Raw genomic sequence first — 16,911 nt, forward strand, 5'->3', positions numbered from 1 at the left:
TCTTTTTCCCTCACGTACCGCTTTTTCCCTTAACTTCTTCGCAGCTGATTTAGCCATATTACCAACTCCTTTTCATGATTGTACCATAATGCCTAAATTGGAGGAATCACATTTGTTAACAGTAAAATAAAGAAAAGAAGGCCAATAAGTAAAAAGATAACCGAACCGAGAACAGCATAATTAGGTCTGAAGCTGAACTCCTCCCTTGTAGATAAGAATCCAGTCATGGCACTTGCTCTGCTGTCTATAAACCTCGTCACCATACCGCCGCTGCCCGAAAACCATACGGTCAAAGCTGTAAAAGCCACACCTGAAAAAAACATGATTTCGATGAATCGGATTGAAAAGCACGTGAAGCGAGCAGGGTAATCAGAGTTTCTGCAGCTAGTGTAATGAACAATAAAAATATATTTTTTTTCATAATAACGCCTCCTAAATAGAAATACGCAGGAATTTGGAAAAAGTTTCAATATTTTCACAAGACCTTTGAAAAGGTCTTTTTTTAGTTGGCACATTCTCTGCAGCATGCTCATTTGTAAAGCAATTAATATCCTTTCTTAAAGATAGGGGAATTTCCCCCCCTCTAATGGGGAAGTTCCCCGATATTGAAAAACTCCTCCCGCTTTTACAATAAGGTTAAGGTAATTGTTTGTGAATGAGGAGGAGTTAATATGCAGGCAAAAGCTGCAGTCAATCAAAAAACAGGAAACACATTAAACAATGCGTTTGCATCTCATTTTGCCAAGTCGATGTTTTTATCTGTTACAGCATTAGCTATTCTTTCTTTTATTGGCACTAGAATGTTTACACATGTTGATTTAAACCTTTACGGATATATGGTCGGAACGATTGTGTTTATTGGAGGGTTTTTCTACAGGTTCATTGCCTGGGGTGAAAGGCCGCCAACAAAGCTTATCCTGAAAAAAGGATTGAAGCTGCTATTTAGAAAGTCAACGCCAAAAACGTCTGTTGAGCATCTTGCAACTTACAATTTTATCTGGAATAGGGGAATTTACCGATGGACTCAGCACGTGCTAATCGGCTGGGGCTGCATCTTATCCTGCTTCGTTACATTCCCTCTCGTTTTCGGATGGATGTATTTTACGATGGATAACAATGGCCATTACAACATTATTGCAATGGGCATGAAGGTAATGACTGTCCCTGCGGATGGCATCATTGCCAACCTTTCTTATAACGCGCTGAATATTACAGCAGTAATGGTAATCGCTGGAGTTTGCATGGCGCTGTACCGCCGTCTGAAAAATATGCAGGCAAGAGCAGAGCAGAATTTCCTATATGATTTCATGCCTCTTTATATGCTGCTTCTAGTCAGCATCACAGGGTTGGCTTTAACCTTTATGAACATCTTTTTACACGGTGCGGGACAGCCGGCAATGTCACTGATTCATCAGTGGTCAGTCATCATTACACTGATTTACCTGCCATTTGGAAAGCTTGCACATATTCCTTTCCGCCCAATGAGTGTTTTGGCAAGAAACTACAGAGAACATTATGCCGAACAGGGCATGAAGGAATGTAAGGTTTGCGGAGATCAGTTTGTTTCATCAGAACAATCAAAAGATGTCGTCGATGTACTCGGCGTGAACGATATTGAATTTAAAGCAAAGGAAGGACATCATCTTGCAGAAATGTGCCTCCCTTGCAGAAGAAAATACCGGATTGCACAATTTTCCGGATTCCCTACTCATGAAGTGAAGGTCAAGGAGGCAAACCAGAATGCAAAGGGATAAGTTTTTTAAAGAAATTGAGAATCTAAACCATCCGAATGAAAAATTGATAAAAACACACTGCAGCTATTGCGGCATGCAATGCGGAATGAACTTGAGGGTTAATACACAGACAAATAAAATCATCGGGGTCGAGCCCCGTTATGACTGGCCGGTTACGGTCGGGAAAATGTGTCCCAAAGGGGTTACCGCCTACCAGCAGACCAATCACAAAGACCGCCTGCTGAAACCGCTGATCCGGGATGATGCTTCTTTGAAAGGAACCACAGAAGGGTTCCGTGAAGCAAGCTGGGATGAAGCATACGATTTAATTGCAAAAAAATTCAAAGAGCTTCAAACAGAATACGGAAAAGATTCACTCTCCGTCTTCAGCGGGGTATCAATGACAAATGAAAAATGTTATTTGACAGGTAAATTTGCCCGTGTCGCTCTTGCAACAAGATATATTGACTATAACGGCCGTTTCTGTATGTCAAGCGCTGCCGGCGGATTCCTCCGTTCTTTCGGAGTGGATAGAGGGTCAACATTGCCTTGGACAGATATTCATGAAACAGACTGCCTGTTTATCGCTGGAAGCAATACAGCTGAATGCCATCCAACTTCCATGTTCCGCATTTGGAACGTTCAGGAAAGAGGCGGTTATATCATTGTAGTTGATCCCCGGGAAACGCCAATTGCCAGAAGAGCTGACCTTCATCTTGACCTGCAGCCGGGAACAGACCTTGCACTTGCAAACGGGATTGTTAATCAATTGATTGAAATGGGCTATATAGATGAAGAGTTCATTAATAAACACACGAACGGATTTGAAGAAACAAAGGAACTTGTAAAAGATTTCACACCTGAATATACAAGCATGCTGACGGGTGTGGCGCCGGAAAAAATCATCCGCGCTGCCGAAATATACGGAAAAGCTCCAAATGCAGTTGTCATGTTTGCACGAGGTGTCGAACAGCAGCATAAGGGTGTTGATAATGTTTCCGCCTACACCAATATGGCGCTTGTTACTGGAAAGATCGGCCGTCCGAAAGCCGGAGTAGCCACATTCACTGGCCAGGGTAATGGCCAGGGCGGAAGAGAGCATGGACAAAAATCAGATTTGCTTCCAGGCTATCGAAAAATTACAAACCCAAAACATGTTGAAGAAGTATGCCGTGTTTGGGGAATCACACCTGAAGAAATGCCGCAGCCTGGTGTATCTGCTTATGAAATGATTGAGCTGATGGAGCAAAAAACGATTCGCGGTTTATACCTTCTATGTTCGAATCCTGCTGTATCTGCACCAAATCAAAATTTTGTCAGGAAAGCATTTAAAACCTTGGATTTCATGGTATGCTCCGATTTCTACCTTTCTGAATCGGCAGAATTTGCAGATGTTGTTCTTCCGGCTGTCACATGGTCAGAGGATGAAGGAACAGTAACGAATATTGAAGGCCGCATTATTAAAATCAATAAAGCTCAGGAACCTGTTGGGGAATCGAAGCCGGACTGGCAGATCCAAGTGGAGCTGGCTGAGCGCTTAGGAAAAGGAAAATACTTTTCTCACCTAAAAACGGCACGAGATGTTGCAGATGAGTTCAGACTGGCTACCAAGGGCGGCTATGCTGATTACTATGGAGCTACCTGGGATAAAATCGATAAGCAGGATGGAGTTTTCTGGCCATGCAAAAATGAAAATGATGAAGGGACACCACATATGTTCCTTGATAAGAAATTTTATCATCCGGATGGCAAAGCAAAAATATGCGCGCTGCCATACCGCCCGCCAGCGGAAGAACCATGTGAAAATTATCCGCTCCGTTTAACAACTGGCCGGGTGGTTTACCATTACCTATCTGGCAACCAGACTAGAAGAATTCCATTCCTTCATGATATGTGCCCTGAACCATTTGTGGAGATCCACCCGGAAACAGCATCACAATATAATATGGAACATGAAGAAAGAGTCCGTTTATTTACAAGAAGAGGCGAGGCCATTTATAAAGTCAAAATTACGGAAGCCATCCGCAAGGATACCGTCTTTGTTCCATACCATTTTGGACATGAAGATTCTATTAATCTTTTAACAATTGCAGCGTTAGATCCTATATCCCGAATGCCTGAGTTCAAGGCATGTGCTGCACAGCTGGAAAAAGTCGAATTAAAGAAGGTGCAATAAATGAAGAAGAGGCTGTACTTAGAACTTGAAAACTGTATAGGATGCCGTTCTTGTCTGGCAGCATGTACACAATGCGGGGGGCATGAGGAGCGCAACAGAAACTATGTGTATGATGTAAATCCTCTTGTGAACCGGCAGACGATGCCTCTCATGTGCCTTCACTGTGAAAATCCGGCGTGTGCCCGAAGCTGTCCGGCCCAGGCCATTCAAATTCATGAGACAGGCGCTGTGTTATCTGCACTCGTGGAAAAGTGTATTGGCTGCCAGAACTGTACAATTGCCTGCCCATATGGCATACCAAAATTTGATCAAGAGCAGAACTTAATGTACAAATGCGACCTATGTATTGACCGTACTAAAGATGGAATTCCTCCTATGTGTGCGAGTGTATGTCCATCCAATACACTGCAATGGCTGACAGATGAAGAAATTGAAAACAAGAAAAAGCAATTTAACCTTGATAACGGCAAATGGGTAACAAGCATGCCATACCTTGAAGGCGAAACAAATGTAAAGGTAAATCTGCCGGGAATCCTGCAGGGGATTACAAAGCTGTTTTAGGAGGGATTAGGGATGTCTGAAAAGAATAACAAGATTCCCTTTAATGAAGATAATTATACGCATAATATCGAACGGAATAACGAAAGAAAACTGGATAGACGGGGATTCATGAAAACTTTGGTTGGTGCCGCCGGTGTATTTGCGGTTTCCTCCCTTCCCTGGGGGGCAGTAGCGGCCAAAGAATTAATGGGGCTTGGCGAAAAGGAATATCCTCATAAGAAAATAACCGAAGTAAGCAAGCTGCCAATCGGCGATGCAGTGGAGTTCAAGTTTCCGGGCGATCATGATGACGCGATTTTGATCCGTTTATCAGAGAACAAATATGTTGCCTATCAGAATGCGTGTACACATTTGCGCTGCCCGGTATTTTGGGTGAAGGAGCAAGGTGAAATGATATGCCCTTGCCACCACGGCAAGTTCGATGTGGAGACTGGTTCGCCAACTGCCGGGCCGCCAAGAAGGCCGCTTCCGGAAATCCAGGTTAAGGTGGAGAATGGAGCAATCTTTGCAGTGAGGGTGAAACGTTATGAAGCGTAGCTATCTGGGTGTCATTATTTTGGCCGCGATATTAATGATGAATATTGTCTTTACCCAATATATGGTCCACCAATACTATTACGAAAACTATGTAAATGTACTGATTTTCGGCGGACTGAATATTGTTCTTTTTCCCCTGGCTGTATTCGCTTATAAAAAGACGATTAACATGAGGGCGTGATTTCTATGAACAGTGAAACATATCTTGATTTTTGTTTTGTAAGAGAACGATCCGGGGATTTTGCTCCAGAAGTTGACCAGCTCCTTTCCGAACTCTTTAAGGGAGTCCGCCTCAACTGGTATTTGGATGAGAAGTCTCATGACAGCATGGACATTGTTGTAGCAGAGATAAAAGGCATGAGCAAATGGCAATCAGAAGAGGAAACCATTGAATTCATAGAAGAAAATGCAAGTGAATCATTCTGGAAATATCTGCAGGGTTATCAAATGTATATTTACCCTGCTAAAAGAGGGTGCGGAAGCTGTGGAACTCATTAAAATAGAAGATTTGGACGGCTTTGTCCGGCAAAATGTGCAGGTGGCAATTTTAGATGAAGAGGGAAATGACAAAGCCCCTTTTGTTCACAAAGAAATAATAAAAACCGGGCTTTGCCCAGATGGAACACATTTGCGTATTTATTTTGACCACATGAATTTTTTTGCGGTCCCGCTGACTTCTTCTGTGGAAGCATCTGAGAGCAGGTGGGCTGCTCTTGATCAGGAAGCCGGATTAAAATATGTGATAAAGAAGAGAGCGTGAACACAATGATAAGAAAAATACAGTTGCCTTTGCAGACGTTGAACTTAGTAGCCGGGTTTATGGTTTGGGTGCTGATATCCTCCCTTATGCCGTTTATTAAGGAAGATATCAATATTCCAGCCGACAAGCTTGCCCTAGTAACAGCAGTTCCGGTAATCCTTGGATCACTGCTTCGAATTCCTCTGGGATATTATGCTAATCAGTTTGGCGCAAGAATAATCTTTATGCTGAGCTTTATTCTTCTGTTATTCCCAGTCTATTATATCAGTATAGCTGATTCCATTACTGATTTACTGATCGGGGGGTTATTCCTCGGGCTTGGAGGAGCGGTGTTCTCTGTTGGTGTTACATCTCTTCCAAAGTATTATCCAAAGGAGCGCCATGGGTTTGTAAATGGAATATACGGGGCAGGTAATCTTGGAACAGCCATAACCGCATTTGCGGCTCCGGTCGTTGCCACAAAGTTTGGATGGTCCCTAACCGTACAAATCTATCTTGTCCTGCTCGGAATCTTTATTGCAGCAAACTTCTTGCTTGGTGATAAAAAAGAAGTTAAGGTGCAGACGCCGCTTCTGGAACAGATTAAAGGAGTCTATAAAAATGAAAAGCTGTGGCTGCTGAGCTTATTTTATTTCATTACTTTCGGATCATTTGTTGCGTTTACCATTTATCTGCCAAACTTCCTTGTAGCTCATTTTGAACTTGATAAAGTGGATGCGGGATTAAGGACTGCCGGATTCATCGTCCTTGCAACTGCCATGAGACCGATTGGCGGCTGGCTTGCAGACCGTTTCCATTCTTTAATTCTTCTAATGTTTGTTTTCGGAGTTTATACCATCTCTGCGGTGATTCTATCATTATCTCCGTCCATTACATGGTATACATTCGGATGCTTAAGTATTGCACTATCAGCTGGAATCGGGAATGGTGTTATCTTTAAGCTGGTGCCTATGTACTTCCAGAAGCAGGCGGGTATCGTGAACGGAATTGTTTCCGCAATGGGCGGCCTGGGAGGATTTTTCCCGCCGCTGATATTGACCCTGTTATTTAATATTACCGGGCATTATGCGATTGGCTTTATGGCATTGTCAGAAGTGGCGCTTGCCAGCCTGATTCTGGTTGTTTGGATGTACTTCCAAGGTAAAATGGAAATTGCGAGCCAGGTGATTGATCATACAATTGAAGGAATTCTGGTAACGGATAAGGGCGGTAAAATAATCTCTGTAAACCCTGCTTTTACAGAAATAACCGGGTACAAGGAAGAAGAAGTAGTCGGCAAAAATCCGAATATCCTTAAATCAGGAAAGCAGGCTAAGGGCTTTTACCAGGACTTATGGACTTCAATCGAAAAAAATGGATTCTGGCAAGGGGAAATATGGAATTGCCGCAAAGACGGAGAGGAATATCTCCAATGGCTTACCATAAGTGCGATTAAAAATGATGCTGGAGATGTAGTTCAATATGCTGGCATGTTCAGTGACATTTCCAGCCATCGGGTAAAAAAAGCAAAATAAGAGCAAAAATAAAGTCTTAAGGAGGAGGGATGAAATGGAAACCCAGCCAGCAAAGAAAAATATCAGTTCATATATTATTCAATCTCAGGAAGATGAGATCAAGCGCATCGCCCTGGAGCTTCACGAAGGGGTCGGGCAGACGCTTTACAGCTTATATACAGGCATGCAGTTCATTCAAACCGCTGTCGATCAGCCGGAGATGAAAGGCTATGTTGGAGATATGGCGCAAATGATGGAAAAAACAATTCAGGAAATCAGGCTTCTGGCTGTGGAATTGCATCCCCCTGCTCTGGGAACCCTCGGCCTGCTGCCGGCGCTGAAAAGTTATCTGAAATTATACACTTCCACATATGGAATAACAGTGGAGCTTCAAAATGAGGGGATGGAAGTCCAAATCAGTGAAAGGGAAAGCATAACTTTGTTCCGGGTTTGCCAGGAAGCTCTGGCAAACATAGCCAGGTATGCTGACACAATGAGTGCAGTCATCTTCCTGCAATGGAAACCGGGACAGCTTTCTATTAACATTGAAGACAAGGGGAAGGGCTTTGATGTGAATGCTGGGATGCAAAAATCGTCTGGCCTTGCTGCCATGATTGAAAGAATGTGTTTAATCAGCGGCAAGTGCGTCATCAGCTCCAAAATCGGTGAAGGGACTACAATAGATATCAGCCTTCCGTTATACTAAGATTATACTTAACAAGGGACCTGCGCAAAGCGGCTCCCTTGTTGCCTATAAAGGATAATTTTTTAACACTGGAATTGTTACTTTGTACTTCGAGAACTGTCCGGCGCAACCAGCCTGCCCCCTCGGGCAGGCAAGGCGCTAGTGCTTTTCTCGTGCGGACAAATGGTAAAGGGGGAGCAAGGTTGATCAATATTTTACTTTGCGACGACCACGCGGTAGTCAGAATGGGTTTGAAAATGCTTTTAAATAACCATGAAGATATGCAGGTGGTTGGTGAAGCTTCGGAAGGCAACGAGGGGATTCATCAGGCTCTTGAATTAAAGCCTGATGTGGTAGTAATGGATTTGAGCATGCCCCATGGAAAAGATGGCATGTCGGCAACGTCAGAATTGAAGAAATTAAAACCGGAAATACAGATCCTGATTTTGACCATGCATGATGATGAAGAGTACTTATTCAGGGCGATCCAAGCGGGTGCGTCCGGATGTATTTTAAAAAGTGCTCCTCATGATGAACTGCTCGCAGCAATCCGTTCTGTTGCAAGCGGGAATGCCTATTTGCATCCGTCTGCAACTAAAAGGCTGATGGAAGAATATATCGGAAGTGTAAAGCAGGGGAACACCGATACATTCAACCTGTTGTCTGACAGGGAGAAAGAGGTTCTTACATTAATAGCCAAAGGGTTTTCTAATAAGGAAATTGCTGAACAGCTTGTGATTAGTGTAAAGACAGTTGAAACCCATAAAGGTAATTTAATGGAAAAACTTCAGATGAAAACCAGGCCGGAACTTGTTTCGTATGCCTTAAAGAAAGGGCTGCTTGGTTATGGAATATAAGGGGTGCAGCCCGGGAGAAAGCGCACTTATTGATCAGGCTTGTGAAAAGGTGCTGACAGAGCTGGACTGTGATTTTGTCGGATTGGCACTGCAAAATACAGATGGCCCGGATGTAAGATGGCATTATGCTGCAGGAAATAGCAACGAAAAATATAAGCGGATTACAGTAAGGTACGGCAAAGGCATTGCAGGAAAGGTGATTTCAACCGGAAGGCCGATGTACGTAGAAAACTTCCCCGAAAATGTTGCTGGAAAAGCATTGGAATACCCGATTATGCTTGCTGAAGCCCTTAAGCATGCATATGCTGTTCCCATTCATTTTAAGGGAATCCCCAAAGGGGTCCTCTTGATCGGGAACCGGTCCGGTCAGCCTATAAATGAAAACAAGCAAAGCACTGCAAGGAATGCAGCGAGGACACTCGAACTAAAGCTGAATGGTTAAAAAATGCAACTGGAGGAACGTAAATGGACAGGAATAATCAGTTGCCGAAAAAGAGAGAGATTGCTCCTGATTTCACTGATGCAACGATTCTTGTTAATAGATTTGGGATCATCTCCTATGTGAACGAGCAGGCGCAAGAGCAATTTGGATATAGGGTAAATGAGCTGCAGGGGAAGAGCCTAAAGGAACTGCTCCCTGAGATCACCCTGCATGAAACTGAAGAGGGAAAAGTGGTTCACCAATATGGCCAGCATCGTAATGGTCAAGTATTTTCAATCTTTTATAGAATCAATTCTTTCAAGCAGGGAGAAGAAACAGAAACCTATTATTTAATCGTCTTTCATTCAGTTAAAGACCGTTCCCGATTAAAAAAGCAGCAATCATATTCATTAAAGGAATTGGTTGACCTGCAATTTGCACTGGATGAATCAACAATTGTGGCCTATACAGACAAAAAAGGAAAAATCACGTATGTGAATGAAAAGTTCTGTGAGGTGTCGAAATATTCTGCGGATGAGCTGGTTGGTAAAGACCATAGAATTATCAACTCATCCTACCATTCCAGAGATTTTATGGAGAACCTTTGGGAAACCATTTCGAGCGGGGAAGTCTGGCGCGGCGAAATTAAAAACAAAGCTAAAGACGGAACGTATTACTGGGTGGATACCACGATCGTTCCCTTTATTGATGACAAAGGAAATCCATATAAATACCTGGCCATCCGGAAAGAAATTACTGAATATAAGCGTGTTGTGGAGGAACTGAAAAATTCCGTATACGAGCTGATCGATTTAAAGTTTGCCCTGGATGCTTCATCCATTGTGGCAATTACCGATCAGAAAGGCACCATTACTTATGTGAATGATCAATTCTGCAGCATCTCAAAATATTCACGGGAAGAATTGCTTGGACAGGATCATAGAATTATCAACTCAGGTTACCACACCAAAGAATTTTTCAGAGATTTGTGGAAGACGATTTCTTCCGGGAAGGTATGGAAAGGAGAGATCAAGAACAGAGCCAAGGATGGCACACATTATTGGGTGGATACCACAATCGTCCCATTCCTTAATGAAAAGGGGAAACCCTATCAGCATCTTGCTATTCGCCATGAAGTCACGCAAAGAAAAAATGCAGAAGAAGAGCTGCAAAAAATGATGACCAGGATCATCGATGTTCAAGAAGATGAACGGAAAAGACTTTCGCGGGAGCTTCATGACGGAATAGGGCAGAATTTGTACAGCCATCTGATTACCATTAATAGGCTTCAGGCGGAAATTAACCACCCTCTGCTTGATCAAATGCAGGATGAGGCTGCTGAAATCATTGAGGAACTGAGAGACCTTTCATGGGAGCTGCGTCCTTCTGTGCTTGATGATCTTGGTCTGATTCCAGCGATTCGATCCTACCTGGTCCGGTTTTCAGAACATCACAATATCAACGTCCATTTTGATTGCTACCTGGCTTCCCGTCTTAGTTCAAATAAAGAAATCACCATTTACAGGATCATTCAGGAAGCTTTAACAAACATAAGGAAATATGCTGAAACAGATGAAGCAGCAGTCACAATCAGGCAGATGGAAGAAGAAATCCGTATAGTCATTGAAGATAAAGGCATAGGGTTCAATGTTAATGAAGTCTCCAGAGGAGTCGGTCTTTTTAGCATGGAAGAACGAGCAAAAGCTGCGGGCGGTTCCATAAATGTTTATTCAGAAGAAACGAAAGGGACAAGAATTGTACTTGAAATTCCGCTATAGAAAAAGCTGCCTAATCCAGGCAGCTTTTCTTATTAGATGCGTTTCTAAAATATTGATCCTAGTAAAGTTCCGCCTATAGCCCCTGTCACAACAATAATCCAGGGCGGCAGCTTCCAATAAACAAGCATGCTGAATAGTACTGCTGCAAAGGCAAAATCAGCCGGCTCCAGGATGCTGCTGGTCCAAATTGGATGATAAAAGGCAGCAATTAAAATGCCGACAACTGCAGCATTTACACCCATTAATGCACCCTTTATGTTAGGATTGCGGCGAAGTGTGTCCCAAAATGGGAGGGTGCCTAATATCAGCAGAAAGGCAGGCAGGAAGATCGCTGCCGTTGCAAGCAAACCGCCTTGCCAGCCATTCATCACTGCCCCAAGATAGGCAGCAAAAGTAAATAACGGTCCCGGTACTGCCTGAGCTGCACCGTAGCCAGCCAGAAAAGCTTCTTCACTTAGCCAGCCTGTTGGGACAAATTCACGTTCCAGCAAAGGAAGGACAACATGGCCGCCCCCGAAAACCAGAGATCCTGAGCGATAAAAGCTGTCAAAAAGAGCAACCCAATCCCATGCGGTTAGCTCCCTTAAAATTGGAAGCACTATTAAAAGGGCGAAAAACAACACTAAACAGCCAATGGCAAAACCTTTTGAAATGGGAAACTCCATCCGTGCTTCATCGTTATCTGCATGTTTCTTATAGATTAAAAATCCAATAAAACCAGAGATAAGGATGACTCCAACCTGAGTAATGGCAGTCTGCCATAATAGTGTGGCGATAATCGCGAGCAGTGCCAGCGTTTTTCGCGGCAGGTCAGGTACAAGCTTTTGTGCCATACCCAAGACCGCGTGAGCCACTACGGCGACCGCGACAATTTTGAGCCCATGGATCCAGCCGGCTTCCGCCGGATTAATGCCTTGAAGAAGAATGGCAAAAATAATCAGGGCAATAACAGATGGCAATGTGAAACCAAGGAAAGCCATAATGCCGCCGCCTACTCCAGCCCTCATGACACCAATGCCAATGCCAACCTGGCTGCTCGCCGGTCCGGGGAGGAACTGACAAAGTGCAACTAAGTCAGCGTAGCTTTTCTCATCCATCCATTTTCTTCTCCGGACATACTCATCGTGAAAATAGCCGAGATGAGCTACAGGTCCCCCGAAAGAGGTGAGTCCAAGCCTTGTTGAAACCATTAATATTTCCAGTAACGATTTTAAGCCAGTTCTGTTTTTGTTCATATGCATCCCCTTTAGTCTTTAATCTCTTTAAAAAGCTCATAAGCTTTTTTTCTGGCTTCCTCGAGCACCGTAATTCCTTTTTCTGTTGCAGTATAATATTTTCGGATTCGGCCATCTACATTTTTCTTCTCCTGATGAAGAAGCCCATCTGATTCCATCGAATGGAGGAGAGGATACAATGTTCCGGAACTGATGCTATATCCATGCTCTTTCAGCTCTTCCACCATCCAAGCGCCGAAAACAGGGTGCTCCTTTGCATGGTGAAGAATATGGATTTGAATAAACCCGAGGAACAGCTTGCGCACTATTTTATCTTCCAAGCAAATGCCTCCCTTATTAATTTCGAAACCCGATATCGGAATTTGATAATTGGATGATACCAAATTAAACTTGATAAGAAAAGGGGAATTTGAAAATTTACAAAACCTTAACATAGACATAAAAAGAACGCTCTCTCAAGCGTTCAGTTGTCAATTATTCTGTTCATTTCTTAAAATTTCATAAGCATGTTCACCGGCTGCTGCCGTTAAACTTTCCCACAGCTGATCACGCAGTAAATCGAGTTCAATAATCCTTCTCGCCAGATCTATTGTATTTTTTGTTTCCATAAAGGCCCCCTGGTTAATAACGGCTTCGATTGCTGTGTTTTTTAAAAATAACCTCAAGTTCCGTTAAGGTCAGCTTTTGCAGAGCCGGTTCAGAATGCTGATATTCGCTTCCTGATTTGACAAGCAGATCGATTAGATATTGCCGTTTTTTCTCAATGGCTTTCCTTAAATATTGCATTCACTATCTCCTCTTTTCTTTAATGTTTTTGTTTATTCTAAAAGAAATTTAGCTCTTATTCATTTATTATGTTAAGTTTTCTTACATTGTTTTTGCTGCTTTGTAAGATTATCTGACAGGATTGATGAAAATGATTGAAAGATTAGTATAATGAAAGAAAATGGTTAGATTGAGGTGACATGATTGGAAAGTGAATCATCCTACAAAACCAGAAAAGTCATTTCGATTGGGACGGTCAGTGAACTGACAGGACTTAGTGAACGGCAGATTCGGTATTACGAAGAGAGGAAATTGATTTTCCCTGAAAGATCAGAACGAGGAAGCAGGAAATATTCTTTTAGCGATGTAGAGACGCTCATCGATATAGCCAACAAAAGGGAGGAGGGAGTCCGAACGGAAGAAATCCGCTCGGAATTAAAGAGAAAAAAGAAAAAAGACGATCAGGCATCACGGTCAAAAATGATTCAGGGTCAGCTTAATGCGCAGTTTGGAATCCGGAAGAAATAATGGGGAAGTGATTATTCTGCAAGGAATAATCGCTTTTTTTATTCCACTTCTATTCTGTCTTATAGAATAAGCTGATAGAGTTTACGAAACATTTTTATAAAAATTTTAGACAAAAAGTCTTTCTTTCGTTTACCATTTCCGTTAAGATGTAACCCTATATATGAACGTTTTTAAATTTTAGATCTGTAAAGCAGGTGAAAGAATGGGGAAAGAACTCCCTCCAACAATTGAAGTAATTGAGATCTGCTTGCTTGCCGGGAAAATCATGCTACAGGGCGGTGCAGAAACGTATCGGGTAGAGGACACAATGACCAGGATTGCAGCTTCCCTGGGTATACCGCACTCACATAGCTATGTGACGCCAACCGGAATTATATTTTCAACGGATGGAACTGAACCGGCAAAGCTGATTCGGATTTCAGAACGGTCAACGGATTTGTACAAAGTGACATTAGTGAACGGAGTTTCACGCAAAATCAGCAGCGGTGAACTGGATGGAAAGGAAGCTTTGGCAAGGCTGAAGGAAATTGAAAGTGCCGACTATACTTTCCCTGTTTATCAGCAGATTCTTGCGGCCTCCATTGCAAGCGGCTGCTTTTTAATTATGTTCCTGGGAAGCTGGACAGATTTTGTTCCAGCCATGATTGCAGGCGGGCTGGGGTTTGTTTCATTTATATACGTACATAGAGTGGTCCAGATAAAATTTTTCTCTGAATTTATTGCTTCATTATTAATTGGCCTTATCGCCTATTTCTTTGTGTACTCAGGAGTGGGAACAGAGCTTGATAAGATCATTATCGGTTCAGTCATGCCGCTCGTTCCGGGGCTGCTGATAACAAATGCAGTCAGGGATTTAATGGCCGGGCACCTTGTTTCCGGACTGTCAAAAGGGGCTGAAGCCTTTTTGACGGCATTTGCCATTGGAGCTGGGATTGCTCTTGTATTCACTTTCTAAATGCATTTGCGGAGGAATATGCGTATGTTTATGTTGACACATATGATTACAAGCTTTATTGCTTCAGCAGGATTCGGGGTGCTTTTCAATGCCCCGAAAAAATCGCTGCTGAAATGCGGGTTTGTCGGGATGGTTGGCTGGTTTGTTTATATTTGGCTTGTCAATTGGCAGTATGATGCTGTCATTTCTTCATTAATCGCTGCTTTTACCATTGCTGTGATCAGCCAGATTTTTGCTAAAATGTATAAAACACCTATCATTATTTTCAGTGTTGCCGGCATCATTCCACTGGTCCCAGGTGGGATTGCTTATGATGCAATGCGGAATTTTGTTGAAAATGATTATAATACGGCAATTCAGCTGGCCGCAAAGGCATTCATGATATCCGGGGCAATCGCAGTCGGACTTGTCATTTCAGAGGTAATCAATCAAATGATCCGCAAAGTTCAGTTCAAATCAAGAATCTAAATTGCAGCGAAGGACTATTACATTGGCCTTTTTTAGGAATTAAGCCGTAATACATCCTCTTACTATCAGACTCGTTCCAGAAATAAAAAGGGACGGGTTTTTCTTGTAATATATTCCTGGTGAATTTATAATCCTATTATGTTTGATTCTTACAGAAAAAGGAGAATATGATGATCCGACGGTTTTTTAGTTACTATAAGCCACATAAGCGCCTATTCATTCTTGATTTTAGTTCGGCGGTATTCGTGGCAATTCTTGAATTGGGCTTTCCGCTTGCGGTTCAGTGGTTTATCGACAGCCTGCTTCCAAGCGGGAATTGGTCCATGATTGTTTCCGTAAGTGCCGGCCTGCTTGCTCTTTATTTGACCAGCACGCTTCTGCAGTTTGTTGTTAACTATTGGGGCCACAAGCTGGGCATCAACATCGAAACAGATATGCGGCAGCAGCTTTTTCAGCACGTTCAAAGGCAGTCTTTCCGCTTCTTTGATAATACCAAAACTGGGCATATCATGAGCCGGGTGACAAATGATCTGATGGATATCGGGGAGCTCGCCCATCATGGCCCGGAGGATTTATTTATTGCGGTCATGACATTTGTGGGTGCATTCTGGATCATGCTGACAATCAATGTGAAGCTCGCTCTTGTAACGATATTTGTTCTTCCGTTTCTTGTATGGCTGATTACGTTCTGCAATATTAAAATGAACAAAGCATGGAAAAGGATGTACGGTGAAATTGCCGATGTGAACGCCCAGGTTGAGGATAGTGTATCTGGAGTGCGTGTGGTTCAGTCTTTTACAAATGAAAGCTATGAGATTAAAAGATTTAGAGAAAACAATGGCAGATTCCGTCTTGCCAAGCTTGCAGCATATAAGATTATGAGTTTCAGTGCTTCCGGAGTCTATATGCTGACCAGATTAGTTACGCTGATTGTTCTTGTGTACGGTTCCTGGCTGAGCTTCAATGGGCAGCTATCATATGGAGAATTGGTCGGATTTGTGCTCTATGTGAATGTACTCTTAAAACCGATTGATAAAATTAGCGCCCTGATGGAACTGTACCCAAAAGGAATGGCTGGTTTCAAACGCTTTTTGGAAATCATCGATACTGAGCCGGAGATTGAGGATGCAAAAGATGCCATTGAGGTTGAATCCTTAAGGGGGGATATCCGCTTTCAAGATGTATCCTTTAGTTATGACAAGCATAAATCGGTGCTTGAGGGGATTGCTCTTCAAATAAAAGCAGGTGAAACAGTTGCTTTTGTGGGACCTTCAGGAGCCGGAAAGACAACGATTTGTTCTTTGATTCCACGCTTTTATGATGTAAATAGCGGAAGCATTAAGATCGATGGCATGGATATCAGGGACATGACGAAAAAATCACTGAGATCGCAAATCGGCATTGTCCAGCAGGATGTATTCCTGTTTACCGGTACCCTGAAAGAAAATATAGCTTACGGAATGCTTGGGGCAACAGATGAGCAAATTGCGGACGCGGCTAAAAAAGCTCACCTGCAGGACTTCATTGCATCTCTTCCGGATGGCTGGGAAACACAAATTGGGGAACGTGGATTAAAGCTGTCTGGCGGACAAAAACAACGAATTGCCATTGCAAGAATGTTCCTGAAGAATCCGCCGATTTTGATTTTGGATGAAGCCACTTCGGCATTGGATACAGAAACCGAACAGATTATTCAAACTGCGTTGAATGAGCTTGCCGTAAACCGCACTACACTTGTGATTGCCCACAGGCTTGCAACCATTCGCAATGCAGACAGAGTGATGGTTGTCACAGAAGACGGCATAGCCGAAGAAGGTACACATGATGAGTTAATAGAACAGGGCGGGATCTTTGCAGGTCTCCATAATGTGCAATTCCAAAGATAAAGCAGAATCCGAAATGGATTCTGCTTTATTTGTCTAAATGGTGACCTCTGTCAAAAAATGACTGTTTCCATCA

General features: G+C 42.9%; 22 protein-coding genes. 16 read left to right on the forward strand and 6 right to left on the reverse strand.

The window, feature by feature from the left end:
- Positions 1 to 92: 92 nt before the first annotated feature.
- Positions 93 to 293: a hypothetical protein gene (locus tag QUF73_00255; GenBank protein ID MDM5224636.1), complete on the reverse strand. Its 201-nt coding sequence runs from the start codon at positions 291 to 293 to the stop codon at positions 93 to 95.
- Positions 290 to 421 carry a hypothetical protein gene (locus tag QUF73_00260; GenBank protein ID MDM5224637.1) on the reverse strand — a complete coding sequence of 44 codons (132 nt, stop codon included), beginning with the start codon at positions 419 to 421 and terminating at the stop codon, positions 290 to 292. Before QUF73_00260 ends, QUF73_00255 begins: the two co-directional genes overlap by 4 nt.
- 250 nt (positions 422 to 671) lie before the next feature.
- Here QUF73_00260 and QUF73_00265 point away from each other — a divergent pair, with 250 nt between their 5' ends.
- The 12 genes from QUF73_00265 (at position 672) to QUF73_00320 (ending at position 11,001) form a co-directional block, all read left to right on the forward strand.
- Positions 672 to 1,754 carry a hypothetical protein gene (locus QUF73_00265; GenBank protein ID MDM5224638.1) on the forward strand — a complete coding sequence of 361 codons (1,083 nt, stop codon included), beginning with the start codon at positions 672 to 674 and terminating at the stop codon, positions 1,752 to 1,754.
- Positions 1,741 to 3,909, forward strand: coding sequence for a molybdopterin oxidoreductase family protein (locus tag QUF73_00270; GenBank protein MDM5224639.1), 2,169 nt, complete (start codon positions 1,741 to 1,743; stop codon positions 3,907 to 3,909). Before QUF73_00265 ends, QUF73_00270 begins: the two co-directional genes overlap by 14 nt.
- Positions 3,910 to 4,470, forward strand: a complete 561-nt coding sequence (locus tag QUF73_00275; protein MDM5224640.1) for a 4Fe-4S dicluster domain-containing protein — start codon at positions 3,910 to 3,912, stop codon at positions 4,468 to 4,470. It begins immediately after the preceding gene.
- 12 nt (positions 4,471 to 4,482) lie between these two features.
- Positions 4,483 to 5,007: a Rieske (2Fe-2S) protein gene (locus tag QUF73_00280; protein MDM5224641.1), complete on the forward strand. Its 525-nt coding sequence runs from the start codon at positions 4,483 to 4,485 to the stop codon at positions 5,005 to 5,007.
- Positions 4,997 to 5,188, forward strand: a complete 192-nt coding sequence (locus tag QUF73_00285; protein ID MDM5224642.1) for a hypothetical protein — start codon at positions 4,997 to 4,999, stop codon at positions 5,186 to 5,188. The genes QUF73_00280 and QUF73_00285 overlap by 11 nt, the downstream gene beginning before the upstream one ends.
- Positions 5,189 to 5,193: 5 nt before the next feature.
- On the forward strand, positions 5,194 to 5,505 hold the full coding sequence (locus QUF73_00290; protein MDM5224643.1) for a hypothetical protein: 312 nt from the start codon (positions 5,194 to 5,196) through the stop codon (positions 5,503 to 5,505).
- On the forward strand, positions 5,492 to 5,767 hold the full coding sequence (locus tag QUF73_00295; GenBank protein ID MDM5224644.1) for a hypothetical protein: 276 nt from the start codon (positions 5,492 to 5,494) through the stop codon (positions 5,765 to 5,767). Before QUF73_00290 ends, QUF73_00295 begins: the two co-directional genes overlap by 14 nt.
- A 5-nt stretch (positions 5,768 to 5,772) precedes the next feature.
- Entirely contained in the window at positions 5,773 to 7,281 is a 1,509-nt protein-coding gene (locus QUF73_00300; GenBank protein MDM5224645.1) for an MFS transporter, read from the forward strand.
- A gap of 34 nt (positions 7,282 to 7,315) precedes the next feature.
- Complete coding sequence (locus tag QUF73_00305; GenBank protein ID MDM5224646.1) at positions 7,316 to 7,966, forward strand: histidine kinase; 651 nt, start codon at positions 7,316 to 7,318, stop codon at positions 7,964 to 7,966.
- A 182-nt stretch (positions 7,967 to 8,148) separates the two neighbouring features.
- On the forward strand, positions 8,149 to 8,802 hold the full coding sequence (locus QUF73_00310) for a response regulator transcription factor (protein MDM5224647.1): 654 nt from the start codon (positions 8,149 to 8,151) through the stop codon (positions 8,800 to 8,802).
- The gene (locus QUF73_00315; GenBank protein MDM5224648.1) at positions 8,792 to 9,244 is read left to right on the forward strand and encodes a GAF domain-containing protein; all 453 of its coding nucleotides are present in this window, start codon (positions 8,792 to 8,794) and stop codon (positions 9,242 to 9,244) included. The genes QUF73_00310 and QUF73_00315 overlap by 11 nt, the downstream gene beginning before the upstream one ends.
- 23 nt (positions 9,245 to 9,267) lie before the next feature.
- Positions 9,268 to 11,001 (forward strand): PAS domain S-box protein, encoded by a 1,734-nt coding sequence (locus QUF73_00320; protein ID MDM5224649.1) that lies wholly within the window; start codon positions 9,268 to 9,270, stop codon positions 10,999 to 11,001.
- A 44-nt stretch (positions 11,002 to 11,045) separates the two neighbouring features.
- Here QUF73_00320 and QUF73_00325 read toward each other — a convergent pair whose 3' ends face one another.
- The 4 genes from QUF73_00325 to fbpA all read right to left on the reverse strand — a co-directional run bounded on the left by QUF73_00325 (position 11,046) and on the right by fbpA (position 13,022).
- Positions 11,046 to 12,236, reverse strand: coding sequence for a chromate transporter (locus QUF73_00325; GenBank protein MDM5224650.1), 1,191 nt, complete (start codon positions 12,234 to 12,236; stop codon positions 11,046 to 11,048).
- A gap of 11 nt (positions 12,237 to 12,247) precedes the next feature.
- Entirely contained in the window at positions 12,248 to 12,556 is a 309-nt protein-coding gene (locus tag QUF73_00330) for a PadR family transcriptional regulator (protein MDM5224651.1), read from the reverse strand.
- A 150-nt stretch (positions 12,557 to 12,706) separates the two neighbouring features.
- Positions 12,707 to 12,844 (reverse strand): hypothetical protein, encoded by a 138-nt coding sequence (locus QUF73_00335; protein MDM5224652.1) that lies wholly within the window; start codon positions 12,842 to 12,844, stop codon positions 12,707 to 12,709.
- A 13-nt stretch (positions 12,845 to 12,857) separates the two neighbouring features.
- Positions 12,858 to 13,022, reverse strand: a complete 165-nt coding sequence (fbpA, locus tag QUF73_00340) for a Fur-regulated basic protein FbpA (protein ID MDM5224653.1) — start codon at positions 13,020 to 13,022, stop codon at positions 12,858 to 12,860.
- Between the two features lie 183 nt (positions 13,023 to 13,205).
- Between fbpA and QUF73_00345 the strand changes: the two genes are divergently transcribed.
- The 4 genes from QUF73_00345 to QUF73_00360 all read left to right on the forward strand — a co-directional run bounded on the left by QUF73_00345 (position 13,206) and on the right by QUF73_00360 (position 16,838).
- Complete coding sequence (locus QUF73_00345) at positions 13,206 to 13,529, forward strand: MerR family transcriptional regulator (protein ID MDM5224654.1); 324 nt, start codon at positions 13,206 to 13,208, stop codon at positions 13,527 to 13,529.
- 202 nt (positions 13,530 to 13,731) lie between these two features.
- Positions 13,732 to 14,484 (forward strand): threonine/serine exporter family protein, encoded by a 753-nt coding sequence (locus QUF73_00350; protein MDM5224655.1) that lies wholly within the window; start codon positions 13,732 to 13,734, stop codon positions 14,482 to 14,484.
- A 24-nt stretch (positions 14,485 to 14,508) separates the two neighbouring features.
- On the forward strand, positions 14,509 to 14,952 hold the full coding sequence (locus QUF73_00355; GenBank protein MDM5224656.1) for a threonine/serine exporter family protein: 444 nt from the start codon (positions 14,509 to 14,511) through the stop codon (positions 14,950 to 14,952).
- 170 nt (positions 14,953 to 15,122) lie between these two features.
- Positions 15,123 to 16,838 (forward strand): ABC transporter ATP-binding protein, encoded by a 1,716-nt coding sequence (locus QUF73_00360; GenBank protein ID MDM5224657.1) that lies wholly within the window; start codon positions 15,123 to 15,125, stop codon positions 16,836 to 16,838.
- Positions 16,839 to 16,911: the final 73 nt, after the last annotated feature.

The sequence above is a fragment of the Cytobacillus sp. NJ13 genome, assembly GCA_030348385.1.
In the GTDB taxonomy this organism is placed as follows: domain Bacteria; phylum Bacillota; class Bacilli; order Bacillales; family Cytobacillaceae; genus Cytobacillus.

Excerpts from the sequence above, each read along its gene's own strand:
- QUF73_00260 (MDM5224637.1), bottom strand. The coding sequence starts at position 421 with ATGAAAAAAAATATATTTTTATTGTTCATTACACTAGCTGCAGAAACT.
- QUF73_00265 (MDM5224638.1), top strand. The coding sequence starts at position 672 with ATGCAGGCAAAAGCTGCAGTCAATCAAAAAACAGGAAACACATTAAAC.
- QUF73_00270 (MDM5224639.1), top strand. The coding sequence starts at position 1,741 with ATGCAAAGGGATAAGTTTTTTAAAGAAATTGAGAATCTAAACCATCCG.
- QUF73_00275 (MDM5224640.1), top strand. The coding sequence starts at position 3,910 with ATGAAGAAGAGGCTGTACTTAGAACTTGAAAACTGTATAGGATGCCGT.
- QUF73_00280 (MDM5224641.1), top strand. The coding sequence starts at position 4,483 with ATGTCTGAAAAGAATAACAAGATTCCCTTTAATGAAGATAATTATACG.
- QUF73_00285 (MDM5224642.1), top strand. The coding sequence starts at position 4,997 with ATGAAGCGTAGCTATCTGGGTGTCATTATTTTGGCCGCGATATTAATG.
- QUF73_00290 (MDM5224643.1), top strand. The coding sequence starts at position 5,194 with ATGAACAGTGAAACATATCTTGATTTTTGTTTTGTAAGAGAACGATCC.
- QUF73_00300 (MDM5224645.1), top strand. The coding sequence starts at position 5,773 with ATGATAAGAAAAATACAGTTGCCTTTGCAGACGTTGAACTTAGTAGCC.
- QUF73_00305 (MDM5224646.1), top strand. The coding sequence starts at position 7,316 with ATGGAAACCCAGCCAGCAAAGAAAAATATCAGTTCATATATTATTCAA.
- QUF73_00315 (MDM5224648.1), top strand. The coding sequence starts at position 8,792 with ATGGAATATAAGGGGTGCAGCCCGGGAGAAAGCGCACTTATTGATCAG.
- QUF73_00320 (MDM5224649.1), top strand. The coding sequence starts at position 9,268 with ATGGACAGGAATAATCAGTTGCCGAAAAAGAGAGAGATTGCTCCTGAT.
- QUF73_00325 (MDM5224650.1), bottom strand. The coding sequence starts at position 12,236 with ATGAACAAAAACAGAACTGGCTTAAAATCGTTACTGGAAATATTAATG.
- QUF73_00335 (MDM5224652.1), bottom strand. The coding sequence starts at position 12,844 with ATGGAAACAAAAAATACAATAGATCTGGCGAGAAGGATTATTGAACTC.
- fbpA (MDM5224653.1), bottom strand. The coding sequence starts at position 13,022 with ATGCAATATTTAAGGAAAGCCATTGAGAAAAAACGGCAATATCTAATC.
- QUF73_00350 (MDM5224655.1), top strand. The coding sequence starts at position 13,732 with ATGGGGAAAGAACTCCCTCCAACAATTGAAGTAATTGAGATCTGCTTG.
- QUF73_00355 (MDM5224656.1), top strand. The coding sequence starts at position 14,509 with ATGTTTATGTTGACACATATGATTACAAGCTTTATTGCTTCAGCAGGA.
- QUF73_00360 (MDM5224657.1), top strand. The coding sequence starts at position 15,123 with ATGATCCGACGGTTTTTTAGTTACTATAAGCCACATAAGCGCCTATTC.